At 50.8% G+C, this 15,621-nt stretch carries 15 protein-coding genes and 1 riboswitch; of the genes, 9 read left to right on the top strand and 6 right to left on the bottom strand.

The window, feature by feature from the left end:
* Positions 1–50: 50 nt before the first annotated feature.
* Complete coding sequence (locus tag ABD07_RS05575) at positions 51–731, bottom strand: alpha/beta hydrolase (RefSeq protein WP_160817488.1); 681 nt, start codon at positions 729–731, stop codon at positions 51–53.
* Between the two features lie 152 nt (positions 732–883).
* Here ABD07_RS05575 and ABD07_RS05570 point away from each other — a divergent pair, with 152 nt between their 5' ends.
* Complete coding sequence (locus ABD07_RS05570; RefSeq protein WP_338040531.1) at positions 884–1,930, top strand: transglutaminase-like domain-containing protein; 1,047 nt, start codon at positions 884–886, stop codon at positions 1,928–1,930.
* A gap of 88 nt (positions 1,931–2,018) precedes the next feature.
* Here the strand turns inward: ABD07_RS05570 and ABD07_RS05565 are convergent, their stop codons facing one another.
* The 3 genes from ABD07_RS05565 to ABD07_RS05555 are packed head-to-tail and all read right to left on the bottom strand — an operon-like array spanning position 2,019 to position 4,761.
* Positions 2,019–2,696 (bottom strand): ATP-binding cassette domain-containing protein, encoded by a 678-nt coding sequence (locus ABD07_RS05565; RefSeq protein WP_160817486.1) that lies wholly within the window; start codon positions 2,694–2,696, stop codon positions 2,019–2,021.
* The gene (gene devC, locus ABD07_RS05560; protein ID WP_160817485.1) at positions 2,696–3,865 is read right to left on the bottom strand and encodes an ABC transporter permease DevC; all 1,170 of its coding nucleotides are present in this window, start codon (positions 3,863–3,865) and stop codon (positions 2,696–2,698) included. The genes ABD07_RS05565 and devC overlap by 1 nt, the downstream gene beginning before the upstream one ends.
* On the bottom strand, positions 3,862–4,761 hold the full coding sequence (locus ABD07_RS05555) for an efflux RND transporter periplasmic adaptor subunit (protein WP_160817484.1): 900 nt from the start codon (positions 4,759–4,761) through the stop codon (positions 3,862–3,864). The genes devC and ABD07_RS05555 overlap by 4 nt, the downstream gene beginning before the upstream one ends.
* A 278-nt stretch (positions 4,762–5,039) precedes the next feature.
* A riboswitch (cobalamin riboswitch) is annotated at positions 5,040–5,258 on the top strand.
* A 134-nt stretch (positions 5,259–5,392) separates the two neighbouring features.
* Here ABD07_RS05555 and btuB point away from each other — a divergent pair.
* The 8 genes from btuB to cobC all read left to right on the top strand — a co-directional run bounded on the left by btuB (position 5,393) and on the right by cobC (position 12,889).
* Positions 5,393–7,240: a TonB-dependent vitamin B12 receptor gene (gene btuB, locus ABD07_RS05550; protein ID WP_160817483.1), complete on the top strand. Its 1,848-nt coding sequence runs from the start codon at positions 5,393–5,395 to the stop codon at positions 7,238–7,240.
* A gap of 13 nt (positions 7,241–7,253) precedes the next feature.
* Positions 7,254–7,835 (top strand): hypothetical protein, encoded by a 582-nt coding sequence (locus tag ABD07_RS05545; RefSeq protein WP_160817482.1) that lies wholly within the window; start codon positions 7,254–7,256, stop codon positions 7,833–7,835.
* Between the two features lie 4 nt (positions 7,836–7,839).
* Positions 7,840–8,445: a cob(I)yrinic acid a,c-diamide adenosyltransferase gene (cobO, locus tag ABD07_RS05540; protein ID WP_160817481.1), complete on the top strand. Its 606-nt coding sequence runs from the start codon at positions 7,840–7,842 to the stop codon at positions 8,443–8,445.
* 4 nt (positions 8,446–8,449) lie between these two features.
* Positions 8,450–9,115, top strand: a complete 666-nt coding sequence (bluB, locus tag ABD07_RS05535; RefSeq protein WP_160817480.1) for a 5,6-dimethylbenzimidazole synthase — start codon at positions 8,450–8,452, stop codon at positions 9,113–9,115.
* Positions 9,116–9,209: 94 nt separating this feature from the next.
* Complete coding sequence (locus tag ABD07_RS05530) at positions 9,210–10,691, top strand: cobyric acid synthase (protein ID WP_160817479.1); 1,482 nt, start codon at positions 9,210–9,212, stop codon at positions 10,689–10,691.
* Positions 10,688–11,218, top strand: a complete 531-nt coding sequence (cobU, locus tag ABD07_RS05525) for a bifunctional adenosylcobinamide kinase/adenosylcobinamide-phosphate guanylyltransferase (RefSeq protein WP_160817478.1) — start codon at positions 10,688–10,690, stop codon at positions 11,216–11,218. The genes ABD07_RS05530 and cobU overlap by 4 nt, the downstream gene beginning before the upstream one ends.
* Complete coding sequence (gene cobT / locus ABD07_RS05520) at positions 11,215–12,288, top strand: nicotinate-nucleotide--dimethylbenzimidazole phosphoribosyltransferase (RefSeq protein WP_160817477.1); 1,074 nt, start codon at positions 11,215–11,217, stop codon at positions 12,286–12,288. Before cobU ends, cobT begins: the two co-directional genes overlap by 4 nt.
* A 4-nt stretch (positions 12,289–12,292) precedes the next feature.
* The gene (gene cobC / locus ABD07_RS05515; RefSeq protein WP_181258050.1) at positions 12,293–12,889 is read left to right on the top strand and encodes an alpha-ribazole phosphatase; all 597 of its coding nucleotides are present in this window, start codon (positions 12,293–12,295) and stop codon (positions 12,887–12,889) included.
* A 91-nt stretch (positions 12,890–12,980) separates the two neighbouring features.
* On the opposite strand, the gene ABD07_RS05510 is transcribed toward cobC, so the two are convergent.
* Both ABD07_RS05510 and ABD07_RS05505 read right to left on the bottom strand, forming a co-directional pair.
* The gene (locus ABD07_RS05510; protein ID WP_240142432.1) at positions 12,981–14,819 is read right to left on the bottom strand and encodes a CopD family protein; all 1,839 of its coding nucleotides are present in this window, start codon (positions 14,817–14,819) and stop codon (positions 12,981–12,983) included.
* Positions 14,820–15,022: 203 nt separating this feature from the next.
* Entirely contained in the window at positions 15,023–15,424 is a 402-nt protein-coding gene (locus tag ABD07_RS05505) for a copper resistance protein CopC (protein WP_160817475.1), read from the bottom strand.
* Positions 15,425–15,621: the final 197 nt, after the last annotated feature.

Genomic DNA, 15,621 nt, shown 5'->3' with positions numbered 1-15,621 from the left:
TCGTACTGCGCAAAGATAATGCCTACTAGCCTAAACCGCTGGAGTAATCGCTAACCGATAATATGCCGCAGCCAGCGGCTGATATCCGCAATCTCGGCTGCGCATACACTATGCGCCATGGGATATTCATGCCATTCGAGCGGATAATTGGCTGCCAGCAATTTATCTCGAGACGCTGCGGCATGCGAGAGCGGTATTACCGGATCGTAAATACCATGCGCCATGAATACCGGTGTCGTTGCATTCGCCACGCGGGCTTCCACGGCGAGAGTCTCCGCCAGCGGCAAATAACATGACAAGGCAATGATGCCACCGAGCGGATTGTTTTGGCGCAACCCGGTTTGCAATGCCATCGCGCCGCCCTGCGAGAACCCGGCGAGCAAAATGTGACTGGCAGGGATACCGCGCTGCATCTCTCTTTCGATCAAAGCATCCAATGCTTCTTGCGAATCCCGGATACCGGGTTGATCCTCAAGGTCATTGAAATCCGCGCGATAAATATCGTACCAGGCGCGCATCACATAACCATTATTAATCGTGACCGGACGCTCCGGCGCATGCGGAAAAACAAATCGAATCGATGCTTCAGGCAATAATTCTAGTTCCTCGACAACCGGCACGAAATCATTTCCGTCGGCACCCAAACCGTGCAACCATATAATGGCGTGCGTGGGTGAAGAATTCGTTTCAATTTCCACAACAGGCAAAAAATCAGTCGTTTTAATCATCATATAAAAGCACGCGCTCACATTACATTGACATAAAAAATCGATCAGATAAAATTCCGCAACTCAACGCATTCACCATAAAGGAAGTTATGAAACGCAGGGATTTTATAAAATTAATCGGCACAAGTGTACTCTCTTTCCCTGCTTCATCCTTAGTGGCTAAGCAACTGCTCTCATCGGACTTCAGCAACTGGACCAGTTACCGCCTCAGTTATCAGGTCGATCTTCCGGCCAAAGGTAATACAGCCCGTTTATGGCTGCCGCTTCCCGACACCAATGATTCCGCCTTTCAATTCACGCAAGGCAGCAACTGGAGCGGTAATGCGAGCAAAGCATCATTTTCCACCCTCGGCGCGAATCCCTTCCCGGCATTCAAAGCGGAATGGCATGGCAAACCGAAAAGCGGTCAACGCCATGTCAACGTCAGTTGCATTGTAAAAACTTCTCATCATTCCTTTGATCTGGCCCATTATCCCGCCATCAAAAATTCAGCGTTGCCCAATAGCATCAAGCATTTTATTAACCCGACGCATTTGAAGCCGACCAATGGCATTGTGCGTGATACCGTTCATTCCATTTTGAAAGAAAAACATGCCGAAACAACCGTGCAACAAGCAAAGGCAATCTATGATTGGGTAATCGATAATGCGCAATACGATGAAAATACACGCGGACGCGGTCAAGGCGATGTCAGAATCATGCTTGAGAAAAATGAACTCAACGGAAAATGCGTTGACTTGAATTCATTATTTGTCGCACTGGCCAGAGCAGCCAATATCCCCGCGCGTAACCAATACGGTATTCGTATCAATGAATCAAGCCTGCACAACTCCATCGGGCAATATGGTGACATCAGTCAAGCGCAGCACTGCCGCGCGGAATTCTTTCTGGCCGGGCACGGTTGGATACCGGTAAACCCGTCCGATGTACGGCAAGTCTCCAAACTGGAAAAACTTCCACTGGACGATCCGAAAATCATGCAACTCAGAGAAAAATTCTTCGGTACCTGGGAGATGAATTGGTTGACGTTCAATCACGCCGAAGATCTGGCGCTTAATCCTGGCAATACAGCCAGCAAATTGCCTTTCTTCATGTATCCGCAAGCGGAAATTGACGGAAAACTTCTGGATAGCCTGGATCACGAAAACTTCTCGTATAAAATCACTTCAGCTGAACTCGTCGGCACCGGCGCCAAGTTCTAGCACTATAGCTATTTCTTAACAATCGGCAGGAACTTCAGGAGGAGTCTCAACGGGATAAAAAAGTGAAAGCTTCACAATCAACTGTAAATCAGGCACTTTTGATCACTCCGTCCTCCAGTTCCACCACCCGGTCCGCGATATCCAGGATGCGATAATCATGCGTGACCAAAAGAATCGCGGTTTGCGATTCTTTGGCTAATCGTTTCAACAGACTGACCGCTTCATAACCGCTTTGCTTATCCAGCGATGCGGTCGGCTCATCGGCCAGGATGATTTTGGGCTGCCCGACCAATGCACGTGCGATGGAAACCCGTTGCAGCTGCCCGCCTGAAAGTTGCCCCGGTTTGTAATCCAGCCGGTCACCCAATCCCACGGCAATCAGCGCTTCCGCGGAGCGATCGCGTCTTTGCTGCTCTGTCAGCCCATTGCTCATTTCCAATGTCATACTGACGTTCTGCAACGCCGTAAGCGACTTGAGCAAATTATGCTGTTGAAAAATGTAACCGATCTGCTGCCGGACGCTGACTTTAACCTGCTCGCTGCTGTTGATGAATTGTTGATCGAGCACTTTCACGCTACCGTGAAAAGCTTGCCGCAGACCGCCGATAATGGTCAAAAAAGTTGTTTTACCGGAACCGGAAGGCCCGGTAATCAATACGATCTCGCCTTTGCGGATTGACAGGGTGATGTCTTTCAGCACCGGTTGCGTTAACGCGCCGCTGCCAAAGCTGAAATTCAGGTGCTCGACATCAATGACTGTTGACATCAGAACATATCCGCCGGGTTGGCATCTTTCAACTTGCGGATGGCCAGCAACCCGGCCATGACGCACATGGAAAGAATGAACAGAAATACCGTGATCATCTTGCTCCAGAGCATAGGCATCGGCATGTACATTTGCGATTCAGCCAGGTGGTATAGCCCCAAGGAAAGCACGTAACCCGGAATAAACCCCAATACGGCCAAAAAGAAAGCCGAAGCAAACACCAGGCGGACAAAATAGCCGTGCTCATAACCCATGGCTTTGAGTGTCGCGAATTCGTTGCGATGATTGGCGATGTCGGTGAACAAAATCTGGTAGACAATCACCAGACCGACTACCCATCCCATCACCGTGCCGAAACCGAAAATAAACCCGATCGGCGCGGTATTGGCCCAATAATCCTTCTCGTATTTCAGCAATTCTTCATAGGTAAAAATATTGATGAATTCGTTCAATTCGCTCTTAAGTTCCGCTTTAACCTGCTTGGCCGATGCGCCGTGATGGAGTTTGATGACCCCCATATCGATATCACCGTGATTTCTCCTGGGAAAAATGCGCATGAAATTCAGATCGCTGGTGATGACATTGCCATCGGCGGCGAACGACACGCCCATCCGGAATAATCCCATGACGTTCACTTTATAATCATTGATTTCCGTGACATTCCGGTCCGCTTCGAGCAGTTGGCGCATGGGGCCGAATTCCGGACGGGAGTACTCGTCAAACAACACGGTATCCTTGAGCCGCAACTCTTCCCGCTTGTTTTTGACCTCGCCAACATTGAAAATCATGGAATCCGGGTCGAAACCGTAAACCATCAATGTACGCTTGACTTGAGTTTTAATGTTTTTGAACGGCGCTAAGCCGAGATACAGCGGATAAGCTTCCGCCACCGCCGGATTTCCCAGAACACGCATCAACTCGCTGCGCTTGAACTGGATCGGCCGCCACATGGCCTCGCTTTGTTTGTGCATCAAAAATAAATCACCGCTTAACTTGACTGGCGCGGAGGCTGCGCTGGCATACAAGGAATCCTTGAAGCCCAATTGCATGAATACCAGCACGCATGCGAACAATACACCGCAGATCGCAGCCGCCAGTTTGCTTCGATCAAAAATGAGCTGGCGCCACGCCAGACGCGCGGGAAAGTAAAACCAGGTCAGCTTGTTCACGGCGTAATCCGCACCTTAACCTGCCGAAAAATCTGGTGCTGCAAATCCGCCACAGCCTCTGCTTCAAGCGTCAAGCGCACTTCGATGATGCGATTGTCCCGGTCGGCCAAAGGATCGGTATCGTTCAAATCATTTTTCCGCACCAGAAACCCCAGTTCCCTCACCTGCGCCTGATAGGGCCGTTTAAAACCCACGGCATGAATACATCCGGACTGACCTGCCTTGATCCGCAACAAATCCGATTCATAAACCTCCGCGACGACATCGAGCTCGGTCAAATCCGCCATTTCCAGCACCCCTTTATCGCCAATCCGTTCTCCCGGGCGAGCAAAAATTTTTAATAAGGTACCGTCAATGGGCGCAACAATCTGCGTGTTGTTCAGTTCCGCTGCGCTTATTTTCAGTTCGGATTGCGCTTGAGTAATCTCGGCCGACAAGCGCTTCAGAATAATTCCGGATTGCTCGAGCGCCAACCGTTTCGCATCGGCCAGCGAAATACTGGTAGCGGAGCTATGTTCCAATGATTGGTAGCGCAAGTATTCTCGCTTATTGAAAGCGAGCGCGGCTTGCTCCACGGCCCGTTGCGCTTCCAGCACCTTAATGCGCGCTTTGGCGGCTTCCACCTGCGCCTTTTTCTTGAGATGATCGGACAAAATGGCTAATGTGTCGCCCGCTTTCACTTGATCGGCTTCTTGAAAAAAAAGCTGTTCAACACGCGCACCTTCGGGACCCGCGTTATGGGAAATTTTAATCACCCGCGAACGCGGCTCAATGCGTCCCAACGCACCGATTCCTTGCTTCGCATCGAGCGAGCACCCCCCTTCAGCCAGCGCATAGGAATTGCATAGAATTACACTGATAACAGCAAGAATAGAACAACTTACCTTAATGCGCATATATAGAGTTTTTTATTTATATCCATTTATTCAAAAACCTGATTGCCGTATTTTTCATGCCCATCCATGTTTATACAAGCATCGCGAAGCCGCAAAAATTAGGATTATGCATGAACGGGTATGCAATCGTCATAAGCATCGCATCACAACCGGATAGCTTCGGCCACTATCGGCAATTCCATGTACGCAGTTAATCCAGCAAACAGATGGATCGAATAAAAATGATCATCCCGGAATACCGACAATTTCTTGACAGATACACCAGCGGTCAGGTAAGTTTGCGCCCTCACGATTCAGGTGCCTGCAAGTTTCTTTCCTTGCAGGTTAAACGGGAAGCTGGTGCGTTTCAGTCGAATGCAACAAAGCCAGCACTGCCCCCGCAACGGTAAATGAGTTAACCATCTGCAAAATGCCACTGTGTCATCGCACGGGAAGGCGCAGATGTGGAATCACTTCCACTCATCAGTCCGGAGACCGGCCTGAAGTGAATACAACTGCGGTATTGCGGCGGGCAATCAGTGGCATGTTGACCGGTTCTCATTGCACGGACCGGTTCTTCTGTCCATTCCAAATTTCTCTTCGCATGCCTTAATCATTGACAACGCGCGGGTGTGCGCGAAGGGATCAAATCATGCAAAAATGCCGTTTAGCGGCAATGGTCGTGCTATGGCCTGGCACGGCAATGAATGCGTTTGCCACGGATGTGGATCACCAAGAGAAACCGGTGATTGTCACGGCAACGCGTACGGCGCAAACCGCCGATGCTTCATTGGCTTCAGTCACAGTGATTACCCGCAAGGATATTGAACGCCAGCAAGCGCGTTCGATTCAGGATTTATTTCGCGGTGTGCCGGGAATGAGCATTTCCAACAATGGCGGCGCCGGCAAAAGCACTGCGGTATTCATGCGCGGCAGCGAATCCGACCATGTGCTGGTCATGATTGACAATATCAAAGTCGGTTCCGCTACATCGGGCACAACCGCTTTTGAGAACATTCCGGTCGACCAGATCGAACGCATTGAAATTGTGCGCGGCCCGCGTTCCAGTTTATACGGCTCCGAAGCCATTGGCGGCGTGATTCACATTATTACACGCAAAGGCAGCGGCACCGGATTTAAACCGAATTTCAATTTTGGCGGCGGCAGTTATGGCACTTTGGAAGGCGCCACAGGATTCGCATACGGCGGCAAGCAAGGCTGGTTGAATATGACCGCCAGCGGTATCGGTACGCGCGGGTTTAATGCCTGTACGGGCTCCAGCAATGCCGGTTGCTTTGTCGATTCATCCGACCCGACGTTATACGACAAAGATGGCTATCGCAATGTCTCAGGTAGCGCACGTGCGGGATATCGTTTCGACAATGGGCTGGAAATCGACGGCAATTTTATGCAATCTTCAGGCAAAACCCAGTTCGATGGCAGCTTTGTCAATAAAGGGATTGTGATGCAACAGGTTTTTGGCGGAACGGCGCGCTATTCACCTGTGGATTTCTGGCGCATCAATTTGATCGGTGGCAGTAGCCGTGAAGATTCGGATAATTTTCTCAACACCTTGTTTCAAACCCGATTCAATACCACGCGCAATACGATTTCAGTGCTCAACGATTTCACAATAAATCCCAATCATCTATTGACTATTGGTATGGATTACCAGAAAGATCACATCAATAGCACCGAAGCTTTCACCGTGAATTCGCGCACCAATTGGGGTGTTTTCGCGCAACATCAGGCCACTGTCGCCAAACATAATTTTCAGCTCTCGCTGCGGCATGATGACAACCAGCAATTCGGCAGTTGGGTGACCGGCGGCACGGGCTGGGGTTATTCGCTCACCGATAATGTCCGCCTGCTGGCTAATTTCGGCAGCGCATTTAAAGCACCGACATTCAATGAATTGTATTTTCCCGGCTTCAGCAATCCGAATCTGCGTCCGGAAGATTCGCGCAGTTTTGAGTTCGGCACGCGCGGCAAAACGGATTGGGGCAATTGGTCGCTGAATATCTATGAAAACCACATCTATCACTTGATCGCTTACGATGCCAGCATCTTTGCTCCCGCCAACGTCGATCAGGCGCGCATTCGCGGTTTTGAAGGCATACTCAGTGCGCAAATCAAAGGCTGGCAATTCAATACCAACCTGACCCTGATGGATCCCGAGAATCGATCTTCCGGCCCAAATCGCGGTAATATACTGCCACGGCGCGCCGCGGAATCATTCCGGCTGGACGCAGACCGGCAATTCGGCCAGTACCGGCTGGGTGCGATGCTGCTGGTCGAAGGCGAACGTTATGACGATCTATCCAACACCCGCAAATTGGACAGTTACGTCAAATTCGATCTGCGTGCCGAATATATTCTGAGTAAACATTGGCGTTTACAGGGGCGGATTGAAAATTTATTTAATGAGCATTACCAAACCGCTGCATTCTACAATCAGCCAGGGCGGAATTTCTTTGCCATGGTACGTTATCAACCTTAACTAGGAGTAAAACATGCTGACTATATCCACTCGCCATCAAATCGCTATTGGTCTACTGCTGGCAGCCTTAATGATGCTCACCCGCAGCCATCATTTCGCCACGATGCATAACCTTGCCGACGCTTCCTGGGCGGTTTTCTTCCTGGCAGGCATTTATCTGCGTTCCGCATGGCCGTTGCTGGGATTCTTTGCCTTGGGCTGGGGATTGGATGTTGCCGCCACCACCTGGGGCGGTGTCAGTGATTTCTGCATGACACCGGCCTATTTCTTTTTGCTGCCGGCTTATGCGTCGTTATGGCTGGCCGGGCGCTGGTACGCCAAGCGGCATCAATTCGCATGGAACACCGTCCTGCCGCTTTCCGTCAGCATCGTGACCGGTTTAACGTTGTGTGAATTATTTTCCGGTGGCGGATTTTATTTCTTCTCCGGCCGCATTGCGGAAACCAGTTTCGCTGAATTCGGCGAACAATTGCTCAAATACTTCCCGCTGTATATCGAAACCTTCGTATTTTATGCCGGTATCGCGGCCGTAATTCACGTGCTATTTACGTTGATTGCACAGCAACTCAATCCACGCAACACGTCGGCAGGATAACGGCATGACCGATTCAGGGAGCGCAGAGCGCTATCGCACGCGCATGCAGCGCAAAAAAGAAGTGGTCGATGCGGCCATTGCGCGTGCGGATCGTGAACAAGGCTTATTGCTGATTCTTACCGGCAACGGCAAAGGCAAATCCAGTTCGGCCTTCGGTATGATGGCACGAGCACTGGGACACGGCATGCGCGTCGGCGTGGCGCAATTTATCAAAGGCCGATCGGATACCGGTGAAGAGGCTTTTTTCCGCAAACAGGATCACGTGGTCTGGCATGTTCTGGGCGAAGGTTTCACCTGGGACACGCAAAACCTGGAACGCGATACGGAAACCGCTCGCCGCGGCTGGGCGGTGGTGCAAACCATGCTGCGCGATCCGGCGTTCGATTTGATCATCCTCGACGAATTAACGTATCCGATCAAATTCGGCTGGCTGGATCTGAATACCGTTCTGAATGACCTGAAAAACCGCCCGGCCATGCAGCATGTCGTAATTACCGGGCGCGGCGCACCCGAGGCATTGTGCGAAGCTGCGGATACCGTCACGGAAATGACCGACGTTAAGCACGCCTTTCGCGCCGGTATTCAGGCACAAAAAGGAATCGATCTGTAACGCCATGCATAATAGCCATCGCTTTAGTGATAGCGAACGTGCCGCCATCTATCGCGTGATCGCCGAACGCCGCGACATGCGGCATTTTCTGCCCGATCCGGTTGATCCTCTGGTATTGAAGCGCCTGCTCGCCGCCGCCCACCAGGCGCCCAGTGTCGGTTTGATGCAGCCGTGGCGGTTTATCCGTATCACCGATCCGCAGCTGCGCACTACTATCGCAGCCCTGGTGGAAGAAGAACGGCATCGCACCGCCGCTGCATTGGCGGAACGCAGCGACGAATTCATGCGTTTAAAAGTCGCCGGTATTCTGGAATGCGGAGAACTGCTGGTCGTTGCGTTAAGTGACCGGCGCGAGCAACACATTTTTGGCCGCCGCACCTTGCCTGAAATGGATCTGGCGTCGGTCGCCTGTGCCATCCAGAATTTCTGGCTGGCCGCACGCGCCGAAGGATTAGGCATGGGCTGGGTGTCATTGTTCGATCCCGCGCAATTGGCCGAATTACTCGACATGCCTGCCGGTAGTAAGCCGGTCGCTATTTTATGCCTGGGCCATGTCGAAGCTTTTTATCCCGCGCCGATGCTGAAACTGCAAGGCTGGGCGGAAGAACGTCCGCTGCAGGAATTGCTCTTTCACAATCACTGGAACAACTCGGCGATTCCTCCGGAATGAGTATTTCACCGATTATTTTCTGTGCATGGCAGCACCTGGAGCACACTTTGACCTTCTTTCAGCATCAATCTCCTAGCGCTGCGAAACACCCGCGATGAACACGCAAACATTGATGGTACAAGGCACCACGTCGGATGCCGGCAAAAGCATGCTGGTCACGGCGCTGTGCCGCTGGCTGTCGCGCCAAGGTGTTCGCGTCGCGCCGTTCAAACCGCAGAATATGGCGCTTAACAGCGTCGTCACCGCCGATGGCGGGGAAATCGGCCGGGCGCAGGCGGTGCAAGCCTGGGCCGCCGGATTGTCACCGCATACCGATATGAATCCGGTATTGCTGAAACCCAACACCGATAAAAAAGCACAAATCATCATTCACGGCCATGCCATCGCCAACATGGATGCCGGCGTTTTTCACGACTATAAATCGATTGCGCTGAAAGCGGTGCTGGAATCGCACACGCGGCTCAGTAATCAATACGAGCGGATCATTGCCGAAGGCGCGGGCTCACCGGCGGAAATCAATCTGCGTGCCCATGATATTGCCAATATGGGTTTTGCCGAAGCCGTCGATTGTCCGGTCATTCTCATTGCCGATATTGACCGCGGCGGTGTGTTCGCACACTTCGCCGGCACTTTGGCATTATTGAGCGAAAGCGAGCAGGCGCGCATTCAAGGTTTTGTCATCAACCGCTTCCGCGGCGATAAAGCATTGCTCGATCCGGGATTGGATTGGCTGGAGCAATATACCGGCAAACCGGTGCTGGGTGTCTTGCCTTACTTGCACGGCTTGCATCTGGAAGCCGAAGATGCTTTGCCCCACCCCGCTGCTTCACCTGTATCGCCGGAACAGAAACTCTTCCGGATCATTGTTCCTGCGCTGCCGCGTATCAGCAATCACACCGATGTCGATCCGTTGCGGTTACATCCGCAGGTCCACGTGCAATTTATCGGTCCCGGCGAAACCATTCCGCCGGCAGATTTGATCATCCTGCCAGGCTCAAAAAGCGTATGCGCCGATCTGGATTGGTTGCGCCAGCAAGGCTGGGAGCAAGTAATCCGCCGCCATTTACGCTACGGCGGGAAATTGCTGGGTATTTGCGGTGGTTTCCAAATGCTCGGCAAACTGATTCACGATCCCACCGGTCTTGAAGGCGATGCCGGTAGCGCACCAGGATTCGCTTTTTTTGATATGGAAACGACATTGGCAGCGGACAAAATTCTGAGCAATTGCCAAGGACGCTTATCGTTGAACGATGCGGCCGTGACGGGTTACGAGATCCATGCGGGAGTGACCACTTTTTACACGCACTATCAACCGCTTATCTACTTAGCACAGAATCAGGATGGCGCAATCAGCGACGATGGTTTGATAGCGGGAACGTATTTGCACGGTATTTTCACATCCGCTGCCGCTTGCCGCGAGTTACTGGCCTGGGCCGGATTGAATGAGCAAGATAGCGCGCCTGATTATCAGTCGGTATGTAATGCCGCGATTGAACGGTTAGCCGATTGTGTCGAGCAATACCTGGATACCGCGCGGTTGAACCGGTTGCTCAACTTGCCTGTGCGGATATCATGACACCCACTCGGACTTTTATTTTGGGTGGTGTGCGTTCCGGCAAGAGCCGGTTAGCGGAGCGTTTGGCGCTGGAGAGTCAATTACCGGTCACATACATTGCTACCGCAACCAGCGAAGACGATGAAATGCGCGCAAGAATCGCTGCACACCAAGCGCGGCGTCCGGATCATTGGCAAGTCATTGAGGAGCCGCTGCAACTGGCTTCCGTATTGACACAGCATGCCAACGACGAATGCTGTCTATTGGTCGATTGCCTGACACTCTGGTTGACGAACTGGTTGATTCATCCGGAAGCGGAGCGATTCGATGCCGAGCGCGCGGCATTTCTGACTGCACTCCCTTTGGTAACGAGTAAACTGATTTTGGTCAGCAATGAAACGAACATGGGCATCATCCCGATGGGTGAATTGAGCCGCCGTTATTGTGACGAAGCCGGTAAATTACATCAGGAAGTGGCACAACACTGCGATCAAGTGATTTTAACCGCCGCCGGCCTGCCTCTGGTGCTCAAGGGAGAACCGTTATGACGCAGTCGGCTACCCTGCATTGGCTGAGTGCTCCACTGGCCGTTGCCAATCAGGAAATGCGCCAATTGGCGGAACAACGCCAGGCGCAACTTACCAAACCCCCTGGCTCTCTCGGCCGTTTGGAAGAATTCGCCATCCGGCTCGCGGCATTGCAAAACACTCAACAACCCGGTGTTGATCGCGTGCACATCGCCATATTTGCCGCCGATCATGGTGTTGCCGCCGAGGGTGTTTCCGCGTTTCCGCAATCGGTCACTGCTGAGATGATCAAAAACTTCTCGCGTGGCGGCGCAGCCATCAATGTTTTAGCGCGCGCATTGAACGCTTCACTGGAAATCATTAACTTGGGAACCGTACACGATACGCAAGCGCTGGCCGATGTACGGCATTGTCATTTGGGACCGGGCACGGCCAATTTTGTTCATCAACCCGCGATGACCTGGGAACAATTGAGCCAAGCTTTCCAAGCGGGTTTTGACAGCATTGAACGTGCGCAGCAAACCGGACAGCAGCTCTTTATCGGTGGTGAAATGGGAATCGGCAATACCACCAGCGCCACCGCATTGGCCTGTCTTTTACTGAATGAACAACCGGTGCGGCTGACCGGGCGCGGTACCGGATTGGATGCGCAAGGTATCGCGCATAAAATAACCGTCATCGCGCGCGCATTATCGCTGCACCGGCCGCAAGCGGATTCACCCTTGGATACACTGCGCCGCGTTGGCGGTTTTGAGATTGCCGCATTAGCGGGGGCTTATATTCATGGCGCGCAACTGGGTCTGCCGCTGCTGATTGACGGATTTATCAGTACGGTGGCCGCATTGGCCGCCGAACATATTGTTCCGGGATGTAAAGATTGGTTTATTTTTTCCCATCAATCTTCCGAGCAAGGACACGCACTCGTGCTTGAAGCACTCAATGCCGATCCGCTCATCGATTTGCAGATGCGTCTTGGAGAAGGCAGTGGCGCAGCCGTCACGCTGAGTCTGTTGCGCATGGCGTGCAGTTTGCATAATGAAATGGCGACTTTCTCTGAAGCGCAGGTTTCGCAACAAAGCGAGCACCCGTAGTATTTTGACGACCTCAATTGATTTGCTGCGGCATGGCATAACAGAAAACAGTCAGCGCTATTGCGGCAGCACGGATTATCCGCTGACTGCACTCGGTTGGACACAAATGTGGCATGCCGTTAATAGTCAATCGACTCAATGGCAGCATATCGTTACTTCGCCTTTGACACGTTGCGCGGACTTCGCGCACGCTTTGGGACAACGTTATTCGATTCCCGTCAGCCAGGATGACCGAATCCGGGAAATTCATTTTGGCGATTGGGAAGATCGATCAAGCGCTGAGTTGATGCGCACCGATGCCGATGCTCTAACCCGTTTCTGGCAAAATCCCCTCGATCACCCGCCGCCTAATGGCGAACATTTGCTGGATTTTGAGGCACGTGTTTTGTTAGCCTGGGAAGATATTCAACAGCGATTTTGCGGGAAGAAGGTATTGTTGATTACGCATGGCGGCGTCATCCGGATGATTATCTGCCATATTCTGCAGCATCCACTCGAACGCGCGCTTGATATTGATGTACGTCATGCCAGTATCCGGCAGGTACGGACAGATCATACTGAAACCTATCGCGTCACACTCGCCCCTGATTCTTCGGTATGATCAGAGCACCTCTGCATCCGTGTAATGGCAGAAATTACCGAGGCGCTTATGCTGAGGTTTCAATTTTTACTGCTTAGTGAATTGCAAACGATTAGCGGACGAAATCTTCCGGATACGCTATTTTCATGTTTTCGCGATTCAGCAAACTTATTTGCTGATATAACTTATCGATATCAGACCAACCGGTCTGATCGATTGACGGTATCCAACGCGCGCGCATATAACCGTTCCGGTCGATGAGAAATTCCATATGGCTCGGATGATTTTTCCCCCGCCCGATGATATCCGGATGGGTCAGCGTCCGGCGCGACAATGCATAGCTGGCAGCTATCTCGGCCGCGCCTTGCGTAACAACCGGGAACGGCAATTCAGCGGCGATTTGAGTTAACTCAGCAGCGGCAAGCTCATTTGCCGGTACTGCTAACACAGCGATATTTTGCTCACTGAAGCGGTCATATGCTTGCTTTAATTGCTCGATACGATCCTGGGATTGCGGCCATGAGAAAATGACCAGTAAGATGGATTTATTACCGCGAAAATCCTGCAATGTGCCGCTGTTGTTATTATTTTCCGTGTACGAAAAGAGCGGCGGTTTTATATAGGCTTTATTGGGTATGATTTCCGGTGTTAAAATCCGCGCCTGATAACCTCTTGATAATGCATGTACATAGTTCACCAGATCCCAGCGATCCTCTTCGGATATTTTTTCCGCATAACCCGGCATATCGGTATTAACCATTCCGTAGCTAATCCAATTGTAGAAATCTCCCGGTGTATGCTCTGAGGTATGCGGTTCGGTTAACAGATCGGGCAGTTTCGTCGACAGCGTTCGTGACTTGATGCCATTGCCCATTCCTTGATGACCATGACACTCAACACAGTGCTGATTAAACAAAGCGGCACCATTGGCTATAGACATTGCATCAAAAGGCACCGGAGGTCTGCGATAAGTTTCTGGATAAGCTTGTATTGTCAACGGCGGCAAAGCAATGGCAAGTCCGGATGCCAGCAATAGCGCGGGAATACCGATCAAACGCTTGAATCCCCAATTGCGAAGCTGGCCAAGCTGAATTACTCCTGCCGCAAGTATCAGAATGGAAACTCCAATCCATACTTGAACAGCCACATTCGGCTTATCCCAGGTTGCCAGGATTGAAAACCGGAATGGGAAGGGCCAGTTTTCAATCAGTGCATGTTTTACCGGCGTTGTATTAGCAGTTACGGTTGCTAGGAATAGCAATAACAACGCCAGGACGAATTCAATACGCACCCATTTTCTTATCCCTGTTCTGCCAGGGCTCGCATTGTCTGGTTGCGAATCGTTTGCTAATAGCGGTAGCCAATGCGCACGGACTCGCGCTGCGATTAAGAGAATGATACTGAGGATGAGTATCTTGATGCTCAGCAGCCAACCGTATGGTGTCGCAACCAGTGCGGCATAATAGCCGTCGAAGATGCGATCGGCTACAGTGATTCCAGTCAAAATAATCAATAGCATCACCGGTAATGCGATTGATGAAAACCGCATCAATGTTTTATATTCCGGCGCATTGCCGCGTTTGGCCTTGGTATTTTTGTTATTCTCGTAAATCAATAGCAAAAATGCTGGCAATGCTCCAAACCAAATACCAGCTAGAATAATGTGCAAAGCATAAGGCAAAACCGTCAATACGGATAATTCTTCGGCTGCGGCATGACTCGCTAGTGAGCCTGCGATCAAAGGAAGCGTTGCAGTAAAAGCAATTAAAATATTCTGCCAGCGCGCTTTGGGAGATTTACGAAGAAAAACAATGATGAGTAGCAGCAATACCGCAAATAACGTGCGCCAGCTCCATATTTGACCAACGCGCGTATCGCTGATGAATCCCAGCCAAATATCTTGCTGCCATAGATTACTGACATTCCCGGTAATTTGAACCAAGGATGCCATCAGCATTATCAAAAGGCCGATAGGTATACTGATAGCTAGCCATGGGAACAGGCGTTCCAATCGCACAATCCATACTTCCAGGTAAGCTCGTTTCCCGGTGTTTGCGATAGCTAAAAAGATACAGCTACCCAATAAAATCATGTTTGCTGCAAGTTGAAACCAACGTGCAAATGCTGCGATAACTTCTACCATTTTGCTACATTTTATTCTTTTACATTGAAATCAAAACTTGATTCAATAACATGACCATCGACCGACATCACACGGTATTTAACTGTGTAACGCCCTGATGCTAGTTGCGGTAAGCTCAAGACAACAGATTTTGGGTCATCTGCAATACTTTCAGGGTTATTTTCTGTTATTGAATTCTTATTGGAGTCAAGCACGGTAACAGCTGCATAAGACCCTTCAATCTTTTCATTAAACCACAGCCGTACTTGTTTTGGCGATATGGAAAGTGTGGCTCTTCTGGGTGGATCGGATTTAACCAATGCTGCGTGCGCCATCGCTAATTTTGATTGAAATGCAAAAGAAAACAATATCATCAGAGAAGCAAAGACCGCTATCTTTTTAATAACAAACTGTATTGATCGCTTTTCTTGCACAGTTTCCTCTCAATTTTTCAGATTCATTATATTTTTTACTATTTGATACTTCCAACAAGGACGAGTTCAACATGCAACTCATCCTTGGTTTCACACCAGCATTTAATACAACTATGCTGGATTTTGACTAGCGGGTTTACGTTTCCGCAAGAAGAAGAAAGCCGCAACGGCGAGGACCAGCACAACCGGTGCAATAA

The sequence above is a fragment of the Nitrosomonas oligotropha genome (genome assembly GCF_009833085.1).
GTDB lineage: Bacteria > Pseudomonadota > Gammaproteobacteria > Burkholderiales > Nitrosomonadaceae > Nitrosomonas > Nitrosomonas oligotropha.
The sequence above is the reverse complement of the archived record's forward strand: the minus strand, read 5'-3'. Positions and strand labels throughout refer to the sequence as shown.